The organism is Salinicoccus halitifaciens (assembly GCF_021026095.1).
GTDB classification, from domain to species: domain Bacteria; phylum Bacillota; class Bacilli; order Staphylococcales; family Salinicoccaceae; genus Lacicoccus; species Lacicoccus halitifaciens.
The window spans coordinates 820,214-840,630 of sequence record NZ_JAJNCU010000001.1 but is presented as its reverse complement, the minus strand read 5'-3'; the positions used below and the strand labels follow the sequence as shown (position 1 = coordinate 840,630).

Below are 20,417 nucleotides of genomic sequence, written 5' to 3'. Positions count from 1 at the left end.
AGACTATGTCCAGATCAAGGAAAAGAAGAGAATTCAAGCCGGCGGATGACAGAAATTTATCGGACGACCGTTTCAGGTTTCCGATGGATTTGGGGAGCGACTTCATCAATGAACCGCCAAAGCCTGCCCGGGACGACGCCCACGGGAGCGATGAGTTCATGAAGCGGCCTGAAAGACGTGATCCCCGTCCATCCACACGTCTGCCCGGAAGAGACAATTCCGGCTTCATATTGAAAAAAGCGCGGGAAATCCCTTCAGCGATACACGGACTGAAGAAAAGGGACACTGAAGTGCCTGCCTCGCCACGCGGTGAAAAGGCTGCTGAGGAGACGTATGAAGACGATATCAACTATGATGCCATCCAATCCAATATCGTGAGGGAGATCGTCAGGGAGAGGAACCGTAAAAAGGCCCGGGATGAAAGACGGAAAAGGGAAAGTGCCGAAAAGCACGCTAAAAAGGCGGAAGAGACGTACAATCTGAAACCGGCTAAAAAGCCGCTCGGGAAAAAGAAAGATACTCTGCTGGATGAAAAAATACCGATACGGACCATGGGCACCGAGGTCAAAATCAAGGAACGTTCCACAGAGAAACGCTTCGGTCCGACGCAGAGCCTCCCATCCATGAATATGCTCGGGAAGGCCCAGGCAGCGGATTATGCCGAAGAGGACAAAGAGCTGAGCGAAGCGCTCGTTCAGGCTTTTAAAACTGCCGGCATCCCTGCGGATATTAACCGGTATATTTCCAATGGTGTGATCGGCACCCATGAAATCCAGTTGAGCAGGAGTTTCCGGGTCAATAACATCCCGAAGCTGAAGGCACATATCCTGCCTCATCTGCCTGTCGACCACATGCGGATCGTCGCCCCGATAATCGGAACGAGCCATATCGGCATCGAAACGCCCGTCAGGGAACCGAAGCCTGCTTATTTCAGCACTTTGTTCCAGAAGAGCAGCCTGAAGCTCAGGAAAAATGATTATAAATTCGCTCTCGGAAAGATTGCCGATGACCAGATTTTCAGTTTTGAACTTTTAAAAGCCGGCCACCTGCTCGTGCACGGCGGGGCAGACTCTGAAGCCGAGCATTTGATCGATAATATAATCATGTCGCTTTTGATGAACCATACCCCGCATGATCTGAAATTTGTTTTCGCCCTCAGCGGTGAAGGGTATGAGGATTATAAAGGCCTGCCGCACCTGTTTTCTGATTTTCAGAGCCTTAAGTCGGAGGATTGCCTGAACGATGTCATGCAGGAGCTGAACTCAAGGCAGAATCAGTTCAGACGGGCGCATGTACGCAATATTTCAAGCTTCAACCAGCGTGTCAGCCACGCCAACAAGAAAAGTGTGATCATGGTGGTGATCGATGATTTCAGCGATCTGGTCCAGAGCACCAATACCGCCACGATGAACATCATCATCCAGATATTGAAAGTGGGTAAACCGCTCGGAATCCATCTGGTCATACGCCACGGCAGCCTGTCGGCGAAAATCCGTTATGAACTGCTCCAGATGATGCAGACGAGGATTTCCTACAAAGATGACAGGAACCAGGTGGTCAGCGGGGCTGAAAATCTGATGACCGGCAACGATATGCTGGTCCAGATCCCGACTTCAAACAAACCTCTCAGAGTGAACAGGGGAGAAATCGAGCAGCAGACTAAAGATGAGATTCTGAAGTTCATTCGTGAGCAGCAGTCTTAATATATTGAGAAAGTGTGGTGACCCCGTGGAAAAATTTCATTTTATTGGTATTAAAGGTGCAGGCATGAGTGCTTTGGCGCAGGTGCTCCACGATCTGGGCCATGAGGTCCGCGGTTCCGATATTGATAAGGAAGTATTTACAGAATTTCAGTTGAGGGATAAAGGGATTGAAATCCTTCCTTTCGATGCGGACAATATTGTGGAGGGGTATACTTATATTGCAGGCAATGCCTTCAAGGACGATCATATAGAAATAAAAAAAGCGCTGGACATGGGATATAAAGTCGTGCGCTATCATAAATATCTGGCCGACTTCATGAAGGGCTTCACATCCATCGCCGTCACCGGAGCGCATGGCAAGACATCGACCACGGGTCTGCTCAGCCATGTCATGAACGGCGATGTCGAGACGACCTTCCTGATCGGTGACGGTACAGGGTTCGGCATAAAGGAGAGCAGCTATTTCACATTTGAATCATGTGAATATAAGAGGCACTTCCTCAGCTACCACCCGGATTACGCAATCATCACCAACATCGATTTCGATCATCCGGATTATTTCAAGGATCTGGATGATGTCGTCGATGCGTTCGACGAAATGGCCTCCCAGGCGGGAAAAGCGGTCATCGCTTACGGTGGTGACGGCAATATTTCAAGGATCGATGTCGATGTGCCGCTTTATACTTACGGCATAGAAGGCGACTATGACATCGTCGCATCGAACATCAGATTTGCAGAAGGCGGCACACAGTTTGATGTGACCATTGGCGATGAGTACCGGGATACGTTCAAGATTCCGATGTTCGGGGATCACCATGTGCTGAACTCACTGTCCGTCATCGCGGTATGCTACCTCGAGTCGCTGAACATGGAAAACATCAAGTCTGCGTTCCTGACTTTCGGCGGCGTTAAACGGCGTTTCAGTGAAACATATATCAATGAGATGGTCATCGTGGACGATTACGCCCACCATCCGAAAGAGATCAGGGCGACGCTCGAAACGGCGCGGAAGAAATATCCGGAGCGGGAAATCGTCTCGGTTTTCCAGCCGCATACTTTTTCAAGGACCGAGAAGTTCCTGAACGAGTTTGCAGAAGCGCTGAATGGTTCCGATAAGACATATATCGTGGACATATTCGGCTCTGCAAGGGAATCTGCAGGCAACCTGTCCAGTGCAGACCTGGTGGAGCTCATCCCGGATGCGACGGTATTGAATGATGACGATATCAGTCTTTTGAATAATCATCCGGAAGCAGTCATCATCTTCATGGGTGCCGGAGATATCCAAAAGTATGAGAAGAGATTCACTGAATTATTATCATAATTATTGAAATTAATGTTTACAGCGTAAGGATTTAGGCTATTTTAAATAATGAATAAAAAATTGACAGAAGAATATGGAGGCGTTTAATTATGGATTGGCAGCTTATACTCGCTATAGCCGCAGGCATAGCAGCAATCGCACTGCTTGTAGTCGCAATTGCTATTGCTTATGTTTTAATACCTGTTAAAAAGAATCTTGATCATATTGCAAAAACACTTGATGGTGTCGAAGGTCAGATTCAGGGGATCACAAGAGAATCCACCGACTTACTTCATAAAGCTAACCGTCTGACTGAAGATATCCAGGGTAAATCCCAGAAACTGAACTCAGTCGTCGAAGCAGTTCAGGGTATGGGTGATTCAGTGAACAACCTGAACAGTTCAGTGGACAGGGTGACGAATTCCATCACTCACAACATCTCGCAAAATGAGGAGAAAATCTCCCAGGTTGTCCAGTGGTCGAACGTCGCAATGGAAGTTGCAGACAAGTGGCAGATGAGGCAGAGAAGGAACAAAGCCTACAATACGAACACACGCCCTGCCGGTGATGATGAAAATCTGCCGGTCGCTGTAAACTCACCGAGCACAGACAATCAGAATCAGAACAGATGATACTCGTTTTAAAATCGAAAAGGGAGGTCTTCAAAGTTTATGGAAACTTATAATAGAGATCGCCACCTGCACGGTGTGGAAGAATATGAAGAGCAGATCAACACTACAACCGGACGCGATTTCTCGATCGGTCTGGTGATCGGCCTGATTGTCGGTACAGTGGGAGGCTTGTTCCTGGCTCCGAAATCCGGCGATGCCCTCCGGGATGATATTTCTGACACAACCAACAAATTCACCGGGACATTCAACTCCAAACAGGACGACAGTTCCGGCGACGATTCACTGAAAGCGAAAGCAGAACAGAAAACCGAAGAGCTGCGTGAAAAGCTCGAGGGGAAAAAAGATGATATGGTCGTCAAGAAAAGCGAAAGCGAAGAAAAGAAGCGCATAAAAGAGCTGGATGAAAAAGAGATACAGGCGCAGAGAAGGGCCATCCAGGACGATGTTGCAGATGAAGGGACACAGGATCCGCGCAGAGTGGATATGTCCAAGTATGCAGAAAAGCCGGATGAAGAAAAATAGTATCATGACAACCACATGCTGATGCATGTGGTTTATTTTTTGCCGCTTTTGTGATTTTTAGAACAAACAATCAAATTATGGTGTATCCTTCGGTCTTTTCGTGGTATTATTAAAAACAAACGCTTACATTATTAACTCGGGGGTGTATATATATGACGGTAACTATCTATGATGTGGCGCGTGAAGCGAAAGTTTCCATGGCCACAGTGTCTCGAGTACTTAATGGCAATCCAAACGTCAAACCAGAGACCAGAAAAAAAGTTAAGGAAGTCATAAAAAGGTTAAATTACAGGCCCAACGCAATTGCCCGTGGACTTGCAAGCAAGAAAACGACAACTGTAGGGGTGATCATACCGGATATCTCGAATCTCTATTATTCTTCACTGGCCAGGGGTCTTGATGATATCGCGGAAATGTACAATTATCAGACCATCATCACAAATACGGACAACAATCCTGAAAAGGAAAGGGATTCGTTTTTGAACCTTGTCAGTAAACAGGTGGACGGCATCGTCTTCCTTGGAGGCACGATAAATGACGAAACCATCGAGGACATCAAAAACTCGAATGTGCCGGTCGTCATTTGCGGGACCAGTGAAAAAGATGCGAATCTGCCATCCGTGAACATCGATTATTTCAAGGCGATCAAAGAAGTGGCGACCCATCTGCTCGATAAAGGTGCCAAGGACATCTATTTCATCAAGGCACTGTACTCAGAGCAGCTTGAGCGCCATATCGAAGACGGCTTGAAAGAAGCTTATAAAGAGTACGATCTGCCTTTCAAGGAAGAGTATACCCGGGAAGTTGCGACGCATTACCATGCGGGCAGGGAAGTCTTTGACAGGCTGATCGACGAGGATGATAACGTGGATGTCCTCCTCACGATGAGCGATGAAGCGGCTGTCGGCATGCTCCACGGGGCGCTCGACCGCGGCATCAGCTTCCCGAACAGGCTGCAGCTGGTCAGCTGCAGCAACACACGGCTTGTGCATATGATGCGGCCGCCTGTGACGAGCATAGCGATACCGCTGTACGATATCGGCGCTGTCGGCATGAGACTTTTGACCAAGTACATGAAAGATGAGCCGGTGGATGAACCGAATGTGATCCTGCCGTATGCCATCGAGTACAGGGCTTCCACAAAATGAATGAATAAAACCTCTGAACGGAGTGAAATTGCTCCGGACAGAGGTTTTTTATATTTGATCCAGATACATCAAAATCCTCTGGAGCATATTATCATTCTTCTCGGTGATGTCGCTGCGGCGGGGGATATCTTCAAAATCGCTTAAATCATCCTGCCATTCAACCGGAAACTCGACTTTGCATCTGGGGCGGTACTTGTCGATGAATGGCTCGGGGAGGCGCCCTGAAGGCGGCTCTTCACCGAGCATGGCGAGCCATATCTGCGCCCACATGCGCGGCACGACCTGCCATATGTTGTACCCGCCGCCGCCCACGGCGATCCATTTGCCTTCCGTATACTTATCACTCAGCCTGTTCACGATGCGGGGGATCTCTTCATATGATTTCGAGGTCAGTGAAAGGTGGGTCATCGGGTCGCGGTAATGTGCATCGACCCCGTTCTGGCTCAGGATGATGTCCGGTTTGAACCGGATGATCGCTTTTTCTATACTCTGCTCGAATATGCTTAAAAATGAATCGTCTTCGGTGAATGCATCGACAGGCAGGTTGACGGAGAAGCCGAAGCCGTCATCACTGCCCCGCTCAGTCGTGGAACCGGTCCCCGGAAAGAGATATCTTCCCGTCTCATGGATGGAGTAGGTCATCACTTCATTCGTATTATAGAACGCCCACTGGACGCCGTCCCCGTGGTGGGCATCGGTATCGATGTAGAGGACTTTCATGCCGTAATGTTTCCTCATATATTCTATTGCGACGGCGGAATCATTGTATATGCAGAATCCGCTGGCCCTGCCTGTAAACCCGTGGTGCAGGCCGCCGGCGAGGCTCAGCACCTTTTTGGCATTGCCTTTCATCACTTCATCGACGGCAGCGAGGGTGGCGCCGACGAGCATACTGCTCTTTTCATGCATATCGTCAAAAGTCGGGGTGTCGTCGGTGTTCAGACCGTAGCTTTCAAGCTGGGAGTCGGAAAGCCCGCCATTACCGGCCTGCTTCACCGCTTCGATATAATCCGGCTTGTGCACGAGCAGAAGTTCTTCATCAGTGGCCGGTCTAGGTTTGATGATGTCCTCATCTTTTAAAAAACCGGCATCCATCAGTAAATCAGTTGTCATCTTCACACGCATTTGATTAAAGGGGTGTTGATCATTGAACCGGTATTTCAATAATGATTTGTCGTACACGTATAATGGTTTCATCGTGTACCCATCTTATCAGGTGTCAGGACATTGAAGCCTTCATCCTGTAATTTCTGTATGGCGAATCTCGGGTTCATGGCCCGGATGCGCAGTACGATGATTTTATTCCCTTTAGTCTCTTTGTTGCGGTAGACCGACACACTGATGATCCTGATGTTCAAATCCTTGAAAATCTTCCCGATGTCATAAATGACGCCGGTCCTGTCCTCGATATCAATCTCGATGATGGAACCGGGCTCTTTGATGCCGGTCAGCTCGAGGAATGTGTTCAGCATATCCTTCTGGGTGACGATGCCCACTATGCTGCCGTCACGGACGACGGGGATTGCACCGATTGAAAAATGATAAAAATCCAGGGCGATCTCCTCGACGAAATCGAGTGGGTGACAATATGTCACATTGGTCCTCATGATCCTCGACAACGGCTGGCCGAGATTCATACCTGGATCCTCATCCGATAATACGGAGGGCAGGGTCATCTTGATGTCCCTGTCGGATACGATGCCTACGAGTTTTTCCTCTTCATTGACGATCGGCACATGCCTGAATGAATGCCGGGCCATCATATCCAAAGCGTCTTCTATAGTATTTCCGGGTGACAGGGTGCGCACCGGAGATGTCATAATTCTTTCTACCAACATATTTTGAATCCTCCTTGACATTAAAAAAAGAAACGGTTTTTGAATCGGATCTTATCGAATTCCATCATCTGGTCCCTTGTGATGTTTTTCCCCACGCGGGCCATCAGGGTGTTCGCCGGATGCGCCGAAATTTCCGGATCGTTCGTCTGGTACACTTCAAAGCCTGCACTGGCCATCAGTCTGATCATGATATCTTTATATTCATACACATCGAGGCCTGTGTTTTTCAGGTCCCAGTGCCAGTAATATTCAGTCGTTATGATGATATAGTTCTCAACGAAGGGGTCTTCCATGGACAGCTGGATCATTTTCTTTCCGATGCCGCCGCTGCGGTGGTCGAGTGTTATTTCGACCGCACCGAGCTCAAGAAGGTAGGGCAGGTTGCCGTCCGACCATCTTTCCATCGGGTCGGGGTAATGGTAAGTGACATAACCGACGATATGGGTGCCTTCACGGGCGATGATGACCCGGCCTTCTTCAAGTTCGGATATCTCCAGAAGCGCCTCGTACTGCTCTTCCGGCACCCTGAAAGCATCCAAACCTTCATCAAATGTACAGGAGGAGAGCATCTCATGGGACGCCGGCCCCTCTACGGTGATTTCCCTGCCGTCGATGCTCATCTTCTCCTGATGATACGTTTTTTGGTGCTGCACATTCACACCTCCCGGAACTTTAGTTTTAAAAATTTTGAAAAGTACGTTAACATTATTATATACTATGAATAGAAAACATAAAACTTATAGGGGGATGTAGTATGAAAGTAGAGTTATATCAAGCCACGGATGAAAATCCGAATATGAAAAATTATGATGAGGTTTATGAAAATTTCGACTGGGATGAGATCAAAGAGAATTTTTCCTGGTCAAAAACCAATAAATTCAACATGGCATACGAGTGCATCGATAAACATGTGGATGAAGGCTACGGAGACAAGGATGCACTGTATTATAAAAACGGGGATGAAAAATCATCCTATACATTCAAAGATATGAAGGAAGCTTCCAACAAGGCGGCGAATATACTGAAAGATGAAGCCGGCGTTGAGAAGGGTGACAGGGTGTTCATTTTCATGGCACGCTCACCTGAACTTTATTTCACCCTGCTCGGTGCTCTGAAAGTCGGGGCGATCGTCGGTCCGCTATTCGAGGCATTCATGGAGAAGGCGGTCAAGGACAGGCTTGAAAACAGCGATGCGAAAGTGATCGTGACGACACCTGAACTGGTGGACCGCATACCGGAGAAAGACCTGCCGAACCTTGAAAAAGTGATCGTGGTCGGGAAGGTTGAAGATGAAAATCATCTGGATTTCAACGCTGCTTTTGAAAACGCTTCAGAAGAATTCGATATCGAATGGCTGGATAAGGAAGACGGCATGATCCTGCATTACACAAGCGGATCCACCGGACAGCCAAAAGGTGTTTTGCATGTGCATTATGCCATGATCCAGCAGTATATTTCAGGCAAATATGTACTCGACCTTAAAGAGGACGATGTCTACTGGTGCACAGCAGATCCGGGCTGGGTGACGGGGACGTCCTACGGCATCTTCGCTCCATGGCTCAACAGGGTGACGAACGTCGTCGTCGGCGGGAGGTTCTCCCCTGAAGCATGGTATGGTGCGATTGAAGACCTTAAGGTCACAGTCTGGTACAGTGCCCCGACGGCATTCCGCATGCTGATGGGTGCAGGCGATGAAATCGTCAAAGATTATGATTTGAGCTCACTGCGCCATCTGCTGTCAGTGGGTGAACCGCTGAATCCTGAAGTAGTGAAGTGGGGCATGGAAGTCTTCAACCTGAGGATACATGACACATGGTGGATGACTGAAACCGGTGCACATATGATCACCAACTTCCCTGCCATGGATATCAAGGGCGGTTCCATGGGCAAACCGATCCCGGGTGTGGAGGCGGCCATCATCGATGATGAGGGCAACGAGCTGCCGCCGAACAGGATGGGTAACCTGGCGCTTAAGACAGGGTGGCCTGCAATGATGAGGGAAATCTGGAAGAACAAGCCGAAATATGACTCATACTTCATCGGGGAATGGTATGTATCCGGAGACTCCGCATACAAGGACGAAGACGGCTACTACTGGTTCCAGGGACGTGTGGATGACGTCATCATGACAGCGGGTGAAAGGGTCGGGCCGTTCGAGATCGAATCGAAGCTGGTGGAGCACCCGGCAGTCCAGGAAGCGGGCGTGATCGGCAAGCCCGATCCTGTCAGAGGTGAAATCGTCAAAGCCTTCATCGCTTTAAAGAAAGGGCATGAGGCTTCCGATGAATTGAAGGAAGAAATCAGGAAGTTTGTCAAAGAGGGTCTGGCTGCACATGCTGCACCGAGGGAAATCGAATTCAAGGACAAGCTGCCGAAGACGAGAAGCGGTAAGATCATGCGCCGTGTACTTAAGGCATGGGAACTGAACATTGATGCCGGCGATTTATCGAGCATGGACGATGACTAAAGTGTTCCAACCCTAAATCAGGGGGGAGATGTATAACTAAAAGGCAGGAGAGGCGTGTGAAAACGCCTCTTCAAGCCGTTATATTGTCAGAATTATTTTTAAATTCCTTGTTTGTGGAATACTTCACTTGAATATGTCATAATAAGGTCTGTAAGTGTTATGCCTCAGCATAACTCAATATTTTTCATTTAGGAGATGAGATAATGGCACATTTAACAGATCAGGAAATTGCTGCTAAAGCGGATATCCAGCCGATAGAAGATATCGCAGCTAAAGCGGGCATTCCTAATGAGGCCTTGGAACTTCATGGTAAACATAAAGCGAAAGTGGACATCCATCAGCTTGAGGGGGACGAAAGCAACTCTAAGATTGTTTTGGTTTCCGCGATGAACCCAACTCCTGCCGGAGAAGGTAAATCCACTGTAACTGTCGGTTTATCAGATGCTTTCAACAAACTTGAGAAGAACGTAATGGTAGCATTGCGTGAGCCATCATTAGGTCCTGTTATGGGTGTTAAAGGTGGAGCGACCGGCGGTGGTCAGGCACAGGTATTGCCGATGGAGGAAATCAACCTTCATTTCAACGGTGACCTGCATGCGATCACTACTGCGAACAACGCTCTGTCCGCGTTCATTGACAACCACATTCACCACGGCAACAAACTGAACATCGACCCGCGCCGCGTTTCATGGAAGAGAGTCCTCGACATGAACGACCGTGCACTGCGTCAAGTAGTTGTAGGTCTTGGCGGACCAAGCCGCGGAGTACCGCGTGAAGATGGTTTCGATATCACTGTTGCAAGTGAAATCATGGCTGTACTTTGTCTGGCTACAGACATCATAGATCTGAAAGAAAAACTCGGTGAGATGGTCATCGGTTACACGTACGACAGAAAACCTGTAACTGCAAAAGAACTTGAAGTTGAAGGTGCACTTGCACTTCTTCTTAAAGAAGCGATCAAACCAAACCTTGTACAGACTATGGAAGGTACACCTGCACTGATCCACGGTGGACCATTCGCAAACATTGCACATGGATGTAACTCACTGATTGCTACAAACACAGCACGTAAACTTGCTGACATCGTAGTGACAGAGTGTGGTTTCGGTTCCGACCTCGGCGGAGAGAAGTTCATGAACATCAAATCACGTAAAGGCGGCTTCCAGCCGGATGCAATCGTGCTTGTTGCAACAATCCGTGCGCTCAAGATGAACGGCGGCGTTGCTAAAGCTGACCTTGGTGAAGCGAACGTGGATGCTCTTAAAGAAGGTATTGTCAACTTAGGCAAACACATTGAAAACGCCCGTAAATTCGGTGTCGAGCCGGTTGTTGCCCTGAACGACTTCGTTACAGACACTGATGAAGAAAGAAACTTCGTCCTCGACTGGTGTAAAGAGCAGAACGTACGCGTTGCACTTACACAGGTTTGGGAAAAAGGCGGAGAAGGCGGCGTAGAGCTTGCCAACCAGGTTCTTGAAGTTCTTGAAGAGCCACAGGACTTCAAACACCTTTACGACCTTGATCTTCCAATCGATCAAAAGATCGAAACGATCGTTAAGGAAGTTTACGGCGGCGACGGCGTAATCCTTGCAGACAAAGCTAAGAAGCAGCTTGCAGAAATCGAAGCGAACGGCTTCGGCGACCTGCCTGTTTGTATGGCGAAATCACAGTACTCACTGAGTGACGATCCGACTAAACTCGGCCGTCCTGAAGGCTTCACTGTGACTGTAAGAGAACTTAACGTCAAAGCTGGTGCTGGTTTCGTTGTTGCCCTCACAGGTGACATCATGACTATGCCTGGCCTGCCGAAGAAACCATCTGCTGTTAACATGGATGTTGACGCTGACGGTACTTCAAGAGGTTTATTCTAATAGAGAAACAAAAATACCGGCCATCGGCCGGTATTTTTTTATGCTTTAATTTAATTGTTTCAGTCGTCGTCATCATCGCTTGATGAAGAGCTGGATGATGAGCCGCCGCCGACTCTGTAACGGTCGTCGTAGGTGTTTGTGACGACACCTCTGAGTGACGAGTTGGACAGGCTCGAATCAAATGCCGCACCCATCCTCAATTGGATTTCAGGGTCATTCAGACTGCTTTTATCGTTCAGTCGTGTATCTTCTGCCACAAGACCTTCAATCGGCTGATCGAGGTTCTCCTCACAGTCGCTTTCAGTTTCCATCGTCAACGCACAGTATTCGATTTCTCTCACCGAATCCGGCTGCTGGAATGAAGCGCCGCGTCCCATCTGATCGGGTACGAGTGCCAGAAGTTCCTGGGTCAGGTTGCGCCAGTTATAAATATGAAGATACTCTTCACCTTCATAACCTGAAACCTGAGGGATGTTCGCATCATAGCCCATCCACAGGCCAAGGGTGACTTCAGGGTTGTAACCCATGAACCATGAGTCGACGAAGCTGTTGGATGTACCGGTCTTCGCTGCAAAGTCATAATCATTGCTGATGCTGTCATAAAAATCACTGATGTGATATGCGGAACCTGTCTGGAATGATTCCGTCAGCATATCTGACATGAGGAATGCAGTGGAATCTTTCCAGACTTCATTCACGACCGGCTCATGTTCGTAGACCACTGCACCGTCCGGGCTCGTGATACTTTCAATCATGTAGCCTTCCGTCATCGTGCCGTCCTGTGCAAAGCTTGAGAAGGCATCGACGTTCTGCTCGACGCTCAAGTCATTCGGGCCGAGCGGCAGGGCCGGGTTCATGTCTTCCTGCAGCGGCAGGTTCATACGTTCGAAGTATTCACGCGGATTTTCTTCCCTGACGTCCGCCCACAATCTCAACGTACTCAAGTTGTATGAGTTGCTGAGTGCGTGCTTTGCGGAAATGAGGCCGAACTCCTCTTCATAGTCGTAGTTTGCCGGCGCCCAGTTCAATTCAGGGATTTCGAATTTCTCATCCAGCAGGACTGTATCCGGTGCGATAATGCCCTTGTCGAGGGCCGGACCGAATGTGATCAGCGGTTTCATCGTCGAACCGACGTTCCGGGACGTCTGCGTGGCATGGTTGATCGATGATTCATCATGATCCCGTCCGCCGATGAATCCGAGGATCTTGCCTGTATCATTTTCCTTCAATACGGCCCCGACTTCATGCTGCATCACTTCGTCTTCTGCATCGGAGTCATCCGCATCGATTGCATCTTCGGAGCTCCTGTCGCCGTAATAATAGAAATTGCTGTCTTTGACGTCCTGCATCAGATCGTAGATGTCCTTGTCGATGGTCGTGGTGATATGATACCCCTGATATCTCAGTGCCTGATTGGCCTGTTCCGTATAGTCCTGGTTGATGAGTGGAGTCGCGTCGACTTCCTCACGGGTCAACCCGTCTTCTTCAGCCAGTATATACTTTAATATCTGTACACCGCGTCGCTCGACTTCATCCGTCAGGAACGGATAGTTCTGGTTCGGCACGACGACACTGTCGGTCAGGTTGGCGTATATATCATACTCAAGTGCTTCTGCATGCTCTTCCTCGTCGATTTTACCTTCGAGCAGCATACGATCGAGTACAAATTCCTGCCTGTTTTTGCCTGGCTGGAGGTATTCCTCATCCTTGACCGCACCGCCCTGCATGAACGGCGTATATGCATAAGGGTTTTGGGGCATTCCCGCAAGGAAGGCGCTCTCTGCAAGGTTCAGGTCTGCGGCGTCTTTGCCGAATACACCTTCTGCAGCGGCCTGTATGCCTGCGATGTTCTGGCCGTTGGAGTTACGCCCGAATGAGACGGCGTTCAGGTATGCTTCCAAAATTTCATCTTTGTCGAGAAGCTTTTCGACGCGGAAGGCAAGCAGGAGTTCGATCGCCTTTCTGTCGAATGTGGTCTCATTGGTGAGGAGCTGGTTCTTGACGAGCTGCTGGGTCAGCGTACTGCCGCCCGTGCTGTCGTCACCGCCGGCGAATACCTGCAGCGCTGCACGCATGAATGCTTTCGGCACGACACCGTTGTGCTCGTAGAAATGTTCATCCTCCGTTGCAATGACCGCATCCTTCACATAGGGGTTGATATCATCAGAGTCCACGCGTTCCCTGATCAGGTCTGCACGGAGCGTGCCGAGGGATTCTCCGGAGCCGAAGGCGACGGTGGTGCTCTCGGTCATCTCTGTCAGAGCAACTTCAAGTTCCTCATTGGACTGGATCTCTTCATCATTCACCAGGGCTGCAAAATAGCCGAGGCCGACACTGAAGGCGAGCAGTCCCAATAATGAGATGGTCAGGATGAAAAACAGGATGACATTCCAGACTGTCTCATATGTAGCAAAGAATCCCGTCCTGAGCGGAGAACCGGTTTTTCTCATCCTGGCACCTATGTTGGAAAACTTCTCCTTGAAGGTGCCGCCGGTCACTTTATCTTTCTCGCTGCCAGGTTCACTTCTTGTGAACATTTTCTTTATATTATTTGTAAAATCATTGATATATTTCTTCATTTGTACCTCCTATCAACGGACATTATACCATAGATAAAATAATTATAGATAGTGATATCAAACGTTTCAAGATTTAAAAACCCGCACGCCGAACAAACTTTTCATTCCATAAAAGACCTTTGAAAGTTGACAATTTCAAAGGAAGTGTTATTATAACATTAAATTAATATCATCTGGATAATTGGGAGAAGTAGTGATGTCATTCTGATACAGAGAGCCGGTGGCTGCTGAAAACCGGTGAGGAATATGTCATGAATACACCCAATGAAGTATCCGGACGCCCGGGCAGCGTATGCCCTTCAGCGAAACCGTTTGGTGGTACCGTGCTCTGCACCCATACTTTGACAGTAGGGTGTTTTTTATTTGAATTTTAGGAGGAGTTGCAAGTGAGTGCACTACTTGAAGATTTGAAATACCGTGGAATCATTTATCAGATGACTGATGAAGAAGAAATCAAAGAACTGCTGGAGAACGAGCAGGTGTCGATATACTGCGGGGCGGACCCGACCGCGGACAGCCTGCATATCGGCCATCTCGTGCCTTTCCTCACTTTGAGGAGGTTCCAGGATTACGGCCATCGTCCGGTCGTGCTGATCGGCGGCGGTACGGGCATGATCGGGGACCCTTCGTTCAAGGCGGAGGAGAGGAAGCTCCTTACAGAGGAACAGATCGACCGTAACGTCGAGGGCATCAAGGAGCAGATGGGACGCGTGTTCGATTTCGAGGACGAAAACAGCGCAGTGCTTGTGAACAATAAAGACTGGCTGAAAGAGATATCCTTGATCAGTTTCCTGCGGGATTACGGCAAGCATGTCGGCCTGAACTACATGCTTGCAAAAGACGCGATCCAGTCACGTCTTGAAACGGGAATCTCCTATACGGAATTCACTTATACGATACTTCAGGCGATCGATTTCGGCCATCTGAACAAGCATTATAATGTGAAGATGCAGATCGGCGGATCGGATCAGTGGGGGAACATCGTAAGCGGCCTCGATCTGATGCGGAGGATGTACGGGGAGAACGATGCCCAGGGCATGACGATACCGCTGATCACGAAGGCGGACGGCAAGAAGTTCGGCAAGACCGAATCCGGCAACATCTGGCTGGATCCGGAGAAGACGTCACCGTATGAATTTTACCAGTTCTGGCTGAACCAGAGTGATGAAGATGTCATCAAGTTCCTGAAGCTCTTCACGTTCATCGAAAAAGAAGAGATCGAAGCACTTGCGAAGTCGGTTGAAGAAGAGCCGCATCTGCGTAAAGCCCAAAAGACGCTGGCCGAAGAGACGACAAGGTTCCTTCACGGCGAAGAAGCGCTCGAGGATGCGAAGAGGATCACTGAAGCCCTGTTCCATGGGGATATCAAATCGCTCACTTCATCAGAAGTGAAGAATGCATTCAAAGACGTGCCGACGGCAAACTTCGACGGCGATGATGAAAATCTCGTCAATGTGCTCGTCGAGACGAAGATTTCGCCTTCGCGCAGGCAGGCGAGGGAAGATATCACGAATGGTGCGATCTACATCAACGGCGAACGCCAGCAAGATGTGAATCATGTAATGACTGCGGAAGACAAGCTCGATGGCGAGTTCACGGTCATCCGCCGCGGCAAGAAGAAATATCATATGGTGACTTACAATAAGTAAAATAAAAGACCCGGGATCCCGGGTCTTTTTTCATATCATTTAAAGTTAAAAATCGAATATGACAGGCATCCAGAAGTAGACGGCCAGGGTGATGACGATGACGGAGATGATATTCAGCCATACACCGGCCTTTGCCATGTCACCGACCGTCAAATAACCTGCACTGAACACTGCGGTGTTCGGCGGGGTGGCGACCGGCAGCATATAACATGAACCCGCTGCGAGGGCAGCGCCCGCCATAAGCGGCAGCGGGTCGACGCCGACTGCAATGCCAAGGCCTACGGTGAGCGGCAGCACAAGGTTGGATACGGCCGTATTGGACAGTATTTCCGTTATGCTGAGTACAAAGACCACAAGCAGCAGTAGGATGAAGATGTATTCAAGGCCTTCAAGCAGTCCGAGCACATCTGCAATCGATTCATTCAGGCCCGAGGCGCCGAATGCTTCAGCAAGTGACATGCCGCCGCCGAACAGCAGCAATACACCCCATGGCAGTTCTTTCATATCCTTCCATGCAAGTATGCGTTCCCCTTTTTTTGAGCTCGGAAGGAAGAAGAGCATCACAGCCCCGAAAATTGCGATGGTGCCGTCATGGAGTCCCTCAAAGAATATACCGACCGGTTCAGGTATGAACGGTATGCTGATGATGAACGGCGAAAGGATCCATAAGCTCACTGTGATGAGGAACACGGCAGCAACTTTCATCTCATCGGAGTTGAATTTGCCGAGGTCATCCAGTTCATCGTCGATGAAGTCCATCGTACCTGATTTCTCATCGGACTTATCGACTTTGAACTGCACCTTCGTCAAATAAAAATACAGAATGATGAGCATCACCAAGGCCAGGGGTCCTGCGAAGAACAGCCACTGGGCAAACGTGATTTCACGGTCCAGCTGTGAGCTCGCGATGCCGGCGAGCAGCGCGTTCGGGACGGCGGCGACGAGAGTGGCCAGGCCGCCGATTGTCGCTGAGTAGGCGACGGTCAAAAGGATTCCTTTTGAGAACTTTTTAAGGTTTTCCCCCTCCAGGATGCTTTTATCACGGACTTCATTGATCAGCGCCACCGCGACCGGGAGCATCATCAATGCTGTTGCAGCGTTTGAGACGAACATTGAAATGCCGGCGGTTGCGATCAATATGCCAAGTATCATCCTGTTGCTTTCAGAGCCGATCATTTTGATGATGTTCAATGCGATCCTCCTGTGCAGATCCCATTTCTCAATGGCGAGTGCAATGACGAACCCGCCGCCGTACATGAAGATGACGGGATTGGTGTAGGCCGGCGCAATCGTTTCAATATCCACACCGTAAAAAGCAGGTATGAGGATAAGCGGGATTAACGAGGTCACCGGCAAAGGCACCGGTTCAGTCACCCAGTAAGTTGCAACAAGCAGTGTGACACCCAGCACGATTCGCGGCTCGTAAGCCAAAAGATCCTGGGGGATGAAAAAGAATGTCAGGGCAAACAGCAGGGGGCCGAGAATCAGGCCGATCCAGTTCCGGACAGTATATTGCTTCTCGGATTGGGAATCCATTTGACCACTCCTCTTATGAAATTGTTTCAGGCGACACCAATCAAATAACTGATATGCTCCAAAGTTATCAGATTTTTCCAACAAAAGAAAGAGCCGGATATTAATCCGGCTCTTTGTGGAATATTAAAAGATGATATGTGCCATCACAACAATGATCGGCAGGGTGATTGCCGTCCTCAGCAGGAAGATGATGAAGAGCTTCCCGAGGCCGACCGGTATTTTGGAACCGAGTATCACACCGCCGACTTCAGATAGATAAATCAGCTGGGTGATGCTCAATGCACCGATGACGAAACGCGTCATATCCGATGCGACACTTTCAATGAGGATGGCGGGGAGGAACATGTCGGTGAATCCGATGAACAGTGTCTCGGATGCGGCCTGTGCCTCTTCCAGTCCCATCAGTTCAAGGAGGGGTACGAAAGGCGCCCCGATCCATGTGAACACCGGTGTATATTCAGCGACGATCGTACCTAGTGTACCGATGGCCATGACGATCGGGAGTACCGCAAACCACATATCGCCGACGGTCTTCAAAGCGTCCTTGATGTACTCTCCAAAACCGGCCGCTCTTTCAGCCTGTCCCATCGCCTGCTTATATCCCCATGTCCCCGGGTTGTAGCCTTCAGGCACTGTTTCGTCAACATCCCTGTCCTCACGGTAGTATGTATCTTCGATTCTGGACAGGGGCGGTATCCTCGGCATGATGAATGCCGCTGCAAGACCTGCAACCAATATGGTCAGGTAGAACGCGCCGAAGTAGCTCATCAGGCCGATAAGATCAAGTATGACCACTGTAAATGTGATGGATACGACAGAGAAGGTCGTCGCAATGACGGTTGCTTCCCTTTTCGTGTAATAACCGTCTTCGTACTGCTTACTGCTCAACAGGACACCGATCGTACCATCACCCACCCATGAGGCGAGGTTGTCGACGGTTGAGCGGCCGGGCAGCGTGAACAGCGGACGCATGATTTTGGCGAACAATGCACCGATGAATTCCAGCAGCCCGTAATTCAAAAGGAGCGGGAGCAGCAGGCCGGCAAATAAAAACACCGACAGCAGTGTAGGCATCAGGTCATTGAAGATCATGCCGCCTGTGACTTCCGAGATGATGGCTTCAGGACCGATGCTGAAATATGTCATCAGGACGAAGATCGCTCCGAGCAATCTGGTGACGACCCATACCGGCGTCACTGTGAACAAGTCTGCCAGCATTTTGGATTCCGGACGGGTGATCCAGCTGAAGACAACCGTCAGCAGTGCGGACAGGACGATTATGACCATGATGATGATCAAAGCTGTTTCATGCCCGATTATATCGAGCAGCAGCCCTGCGAGATATGCAATCGGTATAGTGGTATTGCCATCTGCATCCGTCATCGGGAATAAAAACATGAAGACACCAATCAGCGAAGGTATCAGAAATTTTAATAAAGTTGCAGTTTTATTCATAAATATCCCTTCTTTCAATATGATTATACAATTTTTAATTGTAAAGTAAATAGAAAATATTTAAGGAAGCGTTTTCATTTCTCGTTTTAAGTTTATACGCTGCTTCATATTAATTCAATACTTATTTAACGGCGTATAAAGATTTTTAATTTTTGTGGGAGATCAAATAGTCTGTATAATGAGAATTAAAAGGGAGGCGGAAAAGTTGAAAATAATCGATACACACTGTGATGCACTGCTGAAGCTGCAGAAGCATGAAAGGAATGCGCTCGGCTTCATGGATGAGCAGAAGCCGATGCGGTACCTGGATGCGGATGAAATTGATACGAATTATGAACGGCTGAAGGAGGGCGGGGTCAAAGTGCAGTTTTTTGCGATCTTCATTTCTCCAAGGATTCCGGATAACGAAAAATGGCAGCACGCACTCGAACAGGTGGATATATTCTACAATGAGGTGCTGACCTGCGAAAATGTCGTACATATCAAAGATTTAAAAGGCATCAGCAGACTGGGAGAACATGAAATCGGTGCTGTACTGACACTGGAAGGTTCTGATGCGTTCGGAAACGATCTGATGAAGCTGCGCACTTTGATCAGGCTCGGCGTCCTGTCGCTCGGACTCGTCTGGAACAATGCGAACCTGGTGGCGGACGGCGTCGGAGAGAAAAGGGGAGCGGGACTCACGAATTTCGGCCGGGAAGTGATCGAGCTATGTAATGCGCATGGCATACTCATCGACGTCAGCCATTTGAATGTACCCGGCTTTGACGACATCATCGGCATGGCCGACCGGGTGTTAGCCAGCCACTCGAATGTGAGGGAAGTGCACGATCATCCCCGCAACCTCACGGATGAGCAGATCGAACGGATCATTGCGGGGAACGGGATGATCAACATCGTGTTCTGCCCGCCATTCATCGGGGAAGGGAATATCGTCATCAGGGACCTGTTCCCGCATATCGACCGGATCATCAGTCTGGGAGGTGCGGATAACATTGGCATCGGATCGGATTTCGACGGCATCGCAACATATGTCGAAGGCCTGCGTCATTCAGGGGAATATAAGAACCTGGTGGATGCGCTCGATGCGGAGTACGGCAAAGCATTCACAGAGAAGATTACACACAAAAATTTCATCAATATCTTCGGACGGTGATAAAAGGCTGGAAACAGCCTTTTATTCTTCCGTCAATGCATCGTACTGGGCCTCCACCGCTTCATATTTCTCCTCGGTTTCGGCTTCAAGCGTCCTGATTGCATCAAGTTCTTCTTCGAATGATGTGGAGAAGTCCTCATCATCCATCGGATTGGCCACATGGAAGTTCAGATTGAACTGTCCGTACATACGCGTGAGTTCTTCCAGGCTGTCGATATAGGCCAGCATGGTCTCCTGCAATTCAAGGTTTTCTGTACTGCCGAACTCAAAATTATTGATGACCGCCTTGAAGTCATCGAACTTCGGGAGAAGGTTGTTATAGTAGATATCGAGCTGTTCTTCGCGGTTATCCGCATTCCGGACGGCATCCAGCTCCCTTTCCACATCGTTCCTCAATTCTTCATGGTTCCTGTTGAAAGCTTCGTACATTTCTTCCATCTCAGATGTTTCACCATTATTGCACGCCATCAGTATGAAACTGACGGCCGAAATCATTAAAATTAATTTTTTCACTTCGTCACCTGCTTTCTTTTTATTTTACTTTCACCAGGGAGTGGT

Annotated in this window: 16 protein-coding genes; 9 read left to right on the top strand and 7 right to left on the bottom strand. The window is 49.0% G+C overall.

The features are described from left to right. The first annotated feature begins 5 nt into the window (after positions 1-5). From LPW40_RS04225 to ccpA, 5 genes are all read left to right on the top strand, one after another. Complete coding sequence (locus LPW40_RS04225; protein ID WP_230820957.1) at positions 6-1,703, top strand: DNA translocase FtsK; 1,698 nt, start codon at positions 6-8, stop codon at positions 1,701-1,703. Between the two features lie 25 nt (positions 1,704-1,728). Continuing rightward, the gene (gene murC / locus LPW40_RS04220; RefSeq protein WP_230820956.1) at positions 1,729-3,027 is read left to right on the top strand and encodes a UDP-N-acetylmuramate--L-alanine ligase; all 1,299 of its coding nucleotides are present in this window, start codon (positions 1,729-1,731) and stop codon (positions 3,025-3,027) included. An 89-nt stretch (positions 3,028-3,116) separates the two neighbouring features. After that, positions 3,117-3,638, top strand: coding sequence for a DUF948 domain-containing protein (locus LPW40_RS04215; RefSeq protein WP_230820955.1), 522 nt, complete (start codon positions 3,117-3,119; stop codon positions 3,636-3,638). Between the two features lie 39 nt (positions 3,639-3,677). After that, positions 3,678-4,160 carry a YtxH domain-containing protein gene (locus tag LPW40_RS04210; RefSeq protein ID WP_230820954.1) on the top strand — a complete coding sequence of 161 codons (483 nt, stop codon included), beginning with the start codon at positions 3,678-3,680 and terminating at the stop codon, positions 4,158-4,160. A gap of 152 nt (positions 4,161-4,312) precedes the next feature. Further along, complete coding sequence (gene ccpA / locus LPW40_RS04205; RefSeq protein ID WP_097039364.1) at positions 4,313-5,308, top strand: catabolite control protein A; 996 nt, start codon at positions 4,313-4,315, stop codon at positions 5,306-5,308. A gap of 48 nt (positions 5,309-5,356) precedes the next feature. On the opposite strand, the gene LPW40_RS04200 is transcribed toward ccpA, so the two are convergent. Genes LPW40_RS04200 through LPW40_RS04190 form a run of 3 tightly spaced genes read right to left on the bottom strand, consistent with a single transcriptional unit; the run spans position 5,357 to position 7,799 of the window. Then, positions 5,357-6,505, bottom strand: a complete 1,149-nt coding sequence (locus tag LPW40_RS04200) for an acetoin utilization protein AcuC (RefSeq protein WP_230820953.1) — start codon at positions 6,503-6,505, stop codon at positions 5,357-5,359. After that, entirely contained in the window at positions 6,502-7,146 is a 645-nt protein-coding gene (locus LPW40_RS04195; RefSeq protein WP_230820952.1) for a CBS and ACT domain-containing protein, read from the bottom strand. Before LPW40_RS04195 ends, LPW40_RS04200 begins: the two co-directional genes overlap by 4 nt. A 20-nt stretch (positions 7,147-7,166) precedes the next feature. After that, positions 7,167-7,799, bottom strand: coding sequence for a GNAT family N-acetyltransferase (locus tag LPW40_RS04190; protein WP_413775982.1), 633 nt, complete (start codon positions 7,797-7,799; stop codon positions 7,167-7,169). 101 nt (positions 7,800-7,900) lie between these two features. Between LPW40_RS04190 and acsA the strand changes: the two genes are divergently transcribed. Next, entirely contained in the window at positions 7,901-9,613 is a 1,713-nt protein-coding gene (gene acsA / locus LPW40_RS04185; protein WP_230820951.1) for an acetate--CoA ligase, read from the top strand. 203 nt (positions 9,614-9,816) lie between these two features. Beyond that, entirely contained in the window at positions 9,817-11,484 is a 1,668-nt protein-coding gene (locus LPW40_RS04180; RefSeq protein ID WP_230820950.1) for a formate--tetrahydrofolate ligase, read from the top strand. Between the two features lie 59 nt (positions 11,485-11,543). Here the strand turns inward: LPW40_RS04180 and LPW40_RS04175 are convergent, their stop codons facing one another. Further along, positions 11,544-14,063, bottom strand: coding sequence for a transglycosylase domain-containing protein (locus LPW40_RS04175; protein WP_230820949.1), 2,520 nt, complete (start codon positions 14,061-14,063; stop codon positions 11,544-11,546). 386 nt (positions 14,064-14,449) lie between these two features. Between LPW40_RS04175 and tyrS the strand changes: the two genes are divergently transcribed. After that, positions 14,450-15,712 carry a tyrosine--tRNA ligase gene (tyrS, locus tag LPW40_RS04170; RefSeq protein ID WP_330166170.1) on the top strand — a complete coding sequence of 421 codons (1,263 nt, stop codon included), beginning with the start codon at positions 14,450-14,452 and terminating at the stop codon, positions 15,710-15,712. 45 nt (positions 15,713-15,757) lie between these two features. Here tyrS and LPW40_RS04165 read toward each other — a convergent pair whose 3' ends face one another. Together LPW40_RS04165 and LPW40_RS04160 are read right to left on the bottom strand one after the other, a co-directional pair. Then, positions 15,758-17,248 carry an SLC13 family permease gene (locus tag LPW40_RS04165; RefSeq protein WP_230820948.1) on the bottom strand — a complete coding sequence of 497 codons (1,491 nt, stop codon included), beginning with the start codon at positions 17,246-17,248 and terminating at the stop codon, positions 15,758-15,760. A 123-nt stretch (positions 17,249-17,371) separates the two neighbouring features. Beyond that, a complete protein-coding gene (locus LPW40_RS04160) occupies positions 17,372-18,703 on the bottom strand; it encodes a YjiH family protein (RefSeq protein WP_230820947.1) in 1,332 nt (443 codons plus the stop codon). 205 nt (positions 18,704-18,908) lie between these two features. On the opposite strand from LPW40_RS04160, the gene LPW40_RS04155 reads away from it, so the two are divergent. Beyond that, entirely contained in the window at positions 18,909-19,859 is a 951-nt protein-coding gene (locus tag LPW40_RS04155) for a dipeptidase (RefSeq protein WP_230820946.1), read from the top strand. Between the two features lie 21 nt (positions 19,860-19,880). Here LPW40_RS04155 and LPW40_RS04150 read toward each other — a convergent pair whose 3' ends face one another. Beyond that, positions 19,881-20,372 (bottom strand): hypothetical protein, encoded by a 492-nt coding sequence (locus LPW40_RS04150; protein WP_230820945.1) that lies wholly within the window; start codon positions 20,370-20,372, stop codon positions 19,881-19,883. Positions 20,373-20,417: the final 45 nt, after the last annotated feature.

What these genes read in the sequence shown, in the direction of transcription:
- LPW40_RS04225 (WP_230820957.1), top strand. Translation starts at nt 6, where the DNA reads ATGTCCAGATCAAGGAAAAGAAGAGAATTCAAGCCGGCGGATGACAGA.
- LPW40_RS04215 (WP_230820955.1), top strand. Translation starts at nt 3,117, where the DNA reads ATGGATTGGCAGCTTATACTCGCTATAGCCGCAGGCATAGCAGCAATC.
- LPW40_RS04210 (WP_230820954.1), top strand. Translation starts at nt 3,678, where the DNA reads ATGGAAACTTATAATAGAGATCGCCACCTGCACGGTGTGGAAGAATAT.
- ccpA (WP_097039364.1), top strand. Translation starts at nt 4,313, where the DNA reads ATGACGGTAACTATCTATGATGTGGCGCGTGAAGCGAAAGTTTCCATG.
- LPW40_RS04200 (WP_230820953.1), bottom strand. Translation starts at nt 6,505, where the DNA reads ATGAAACCATTATACGTGTACGACAAATCATTATTGAAATACCGGTTC.
- LPW40_RS04195 (WP_230820952.1), bottom strand. Translation starts at nt 7,146, where the DNA reads ATGTTGGTAGAAAGAATTATGACATCTCCGGTGCGCACCCTGTCACCC.
- acsA (WP_230820951.1), top strand. Translation starts at nt 7,901, where the DNA reads ATGAAAGTAGAGTTATATCAAGCCACGGATGAAAATCCGAATATGAAA.
- LPW40_RS04180 (WP_230820950.1), top strand. Translation starts at nt 9,817, where the DNA reads ATGGCACATTTAACAGATCAGGAAATTGCTGCTAAAGCGGATATCCAG.
- LPW40_RS04175 (WP_230820949.1), bottom strand. Translation starts at nt 14,063, where the DNA reads ATGAAGAAATATATCAATGATTTTACAAATAATATAAAGAAAATGTTC.
- LPW40_RS04165 (WP_230820948.1), bottom strand. Translation starts at nt 17,248, where the DNA reads ATGGATTCCCAATCCGAGAAGCAATATACTGTCCGGAACTGGATCGGC.
- LPW40_RS04160 (WP_230820947.1), bottom strand. Translation starts at nt 18,703, where the DNA reads ATGAATAAAACTGCAACTTTATTAAAATTTCTGATACCTTCGCTGATT.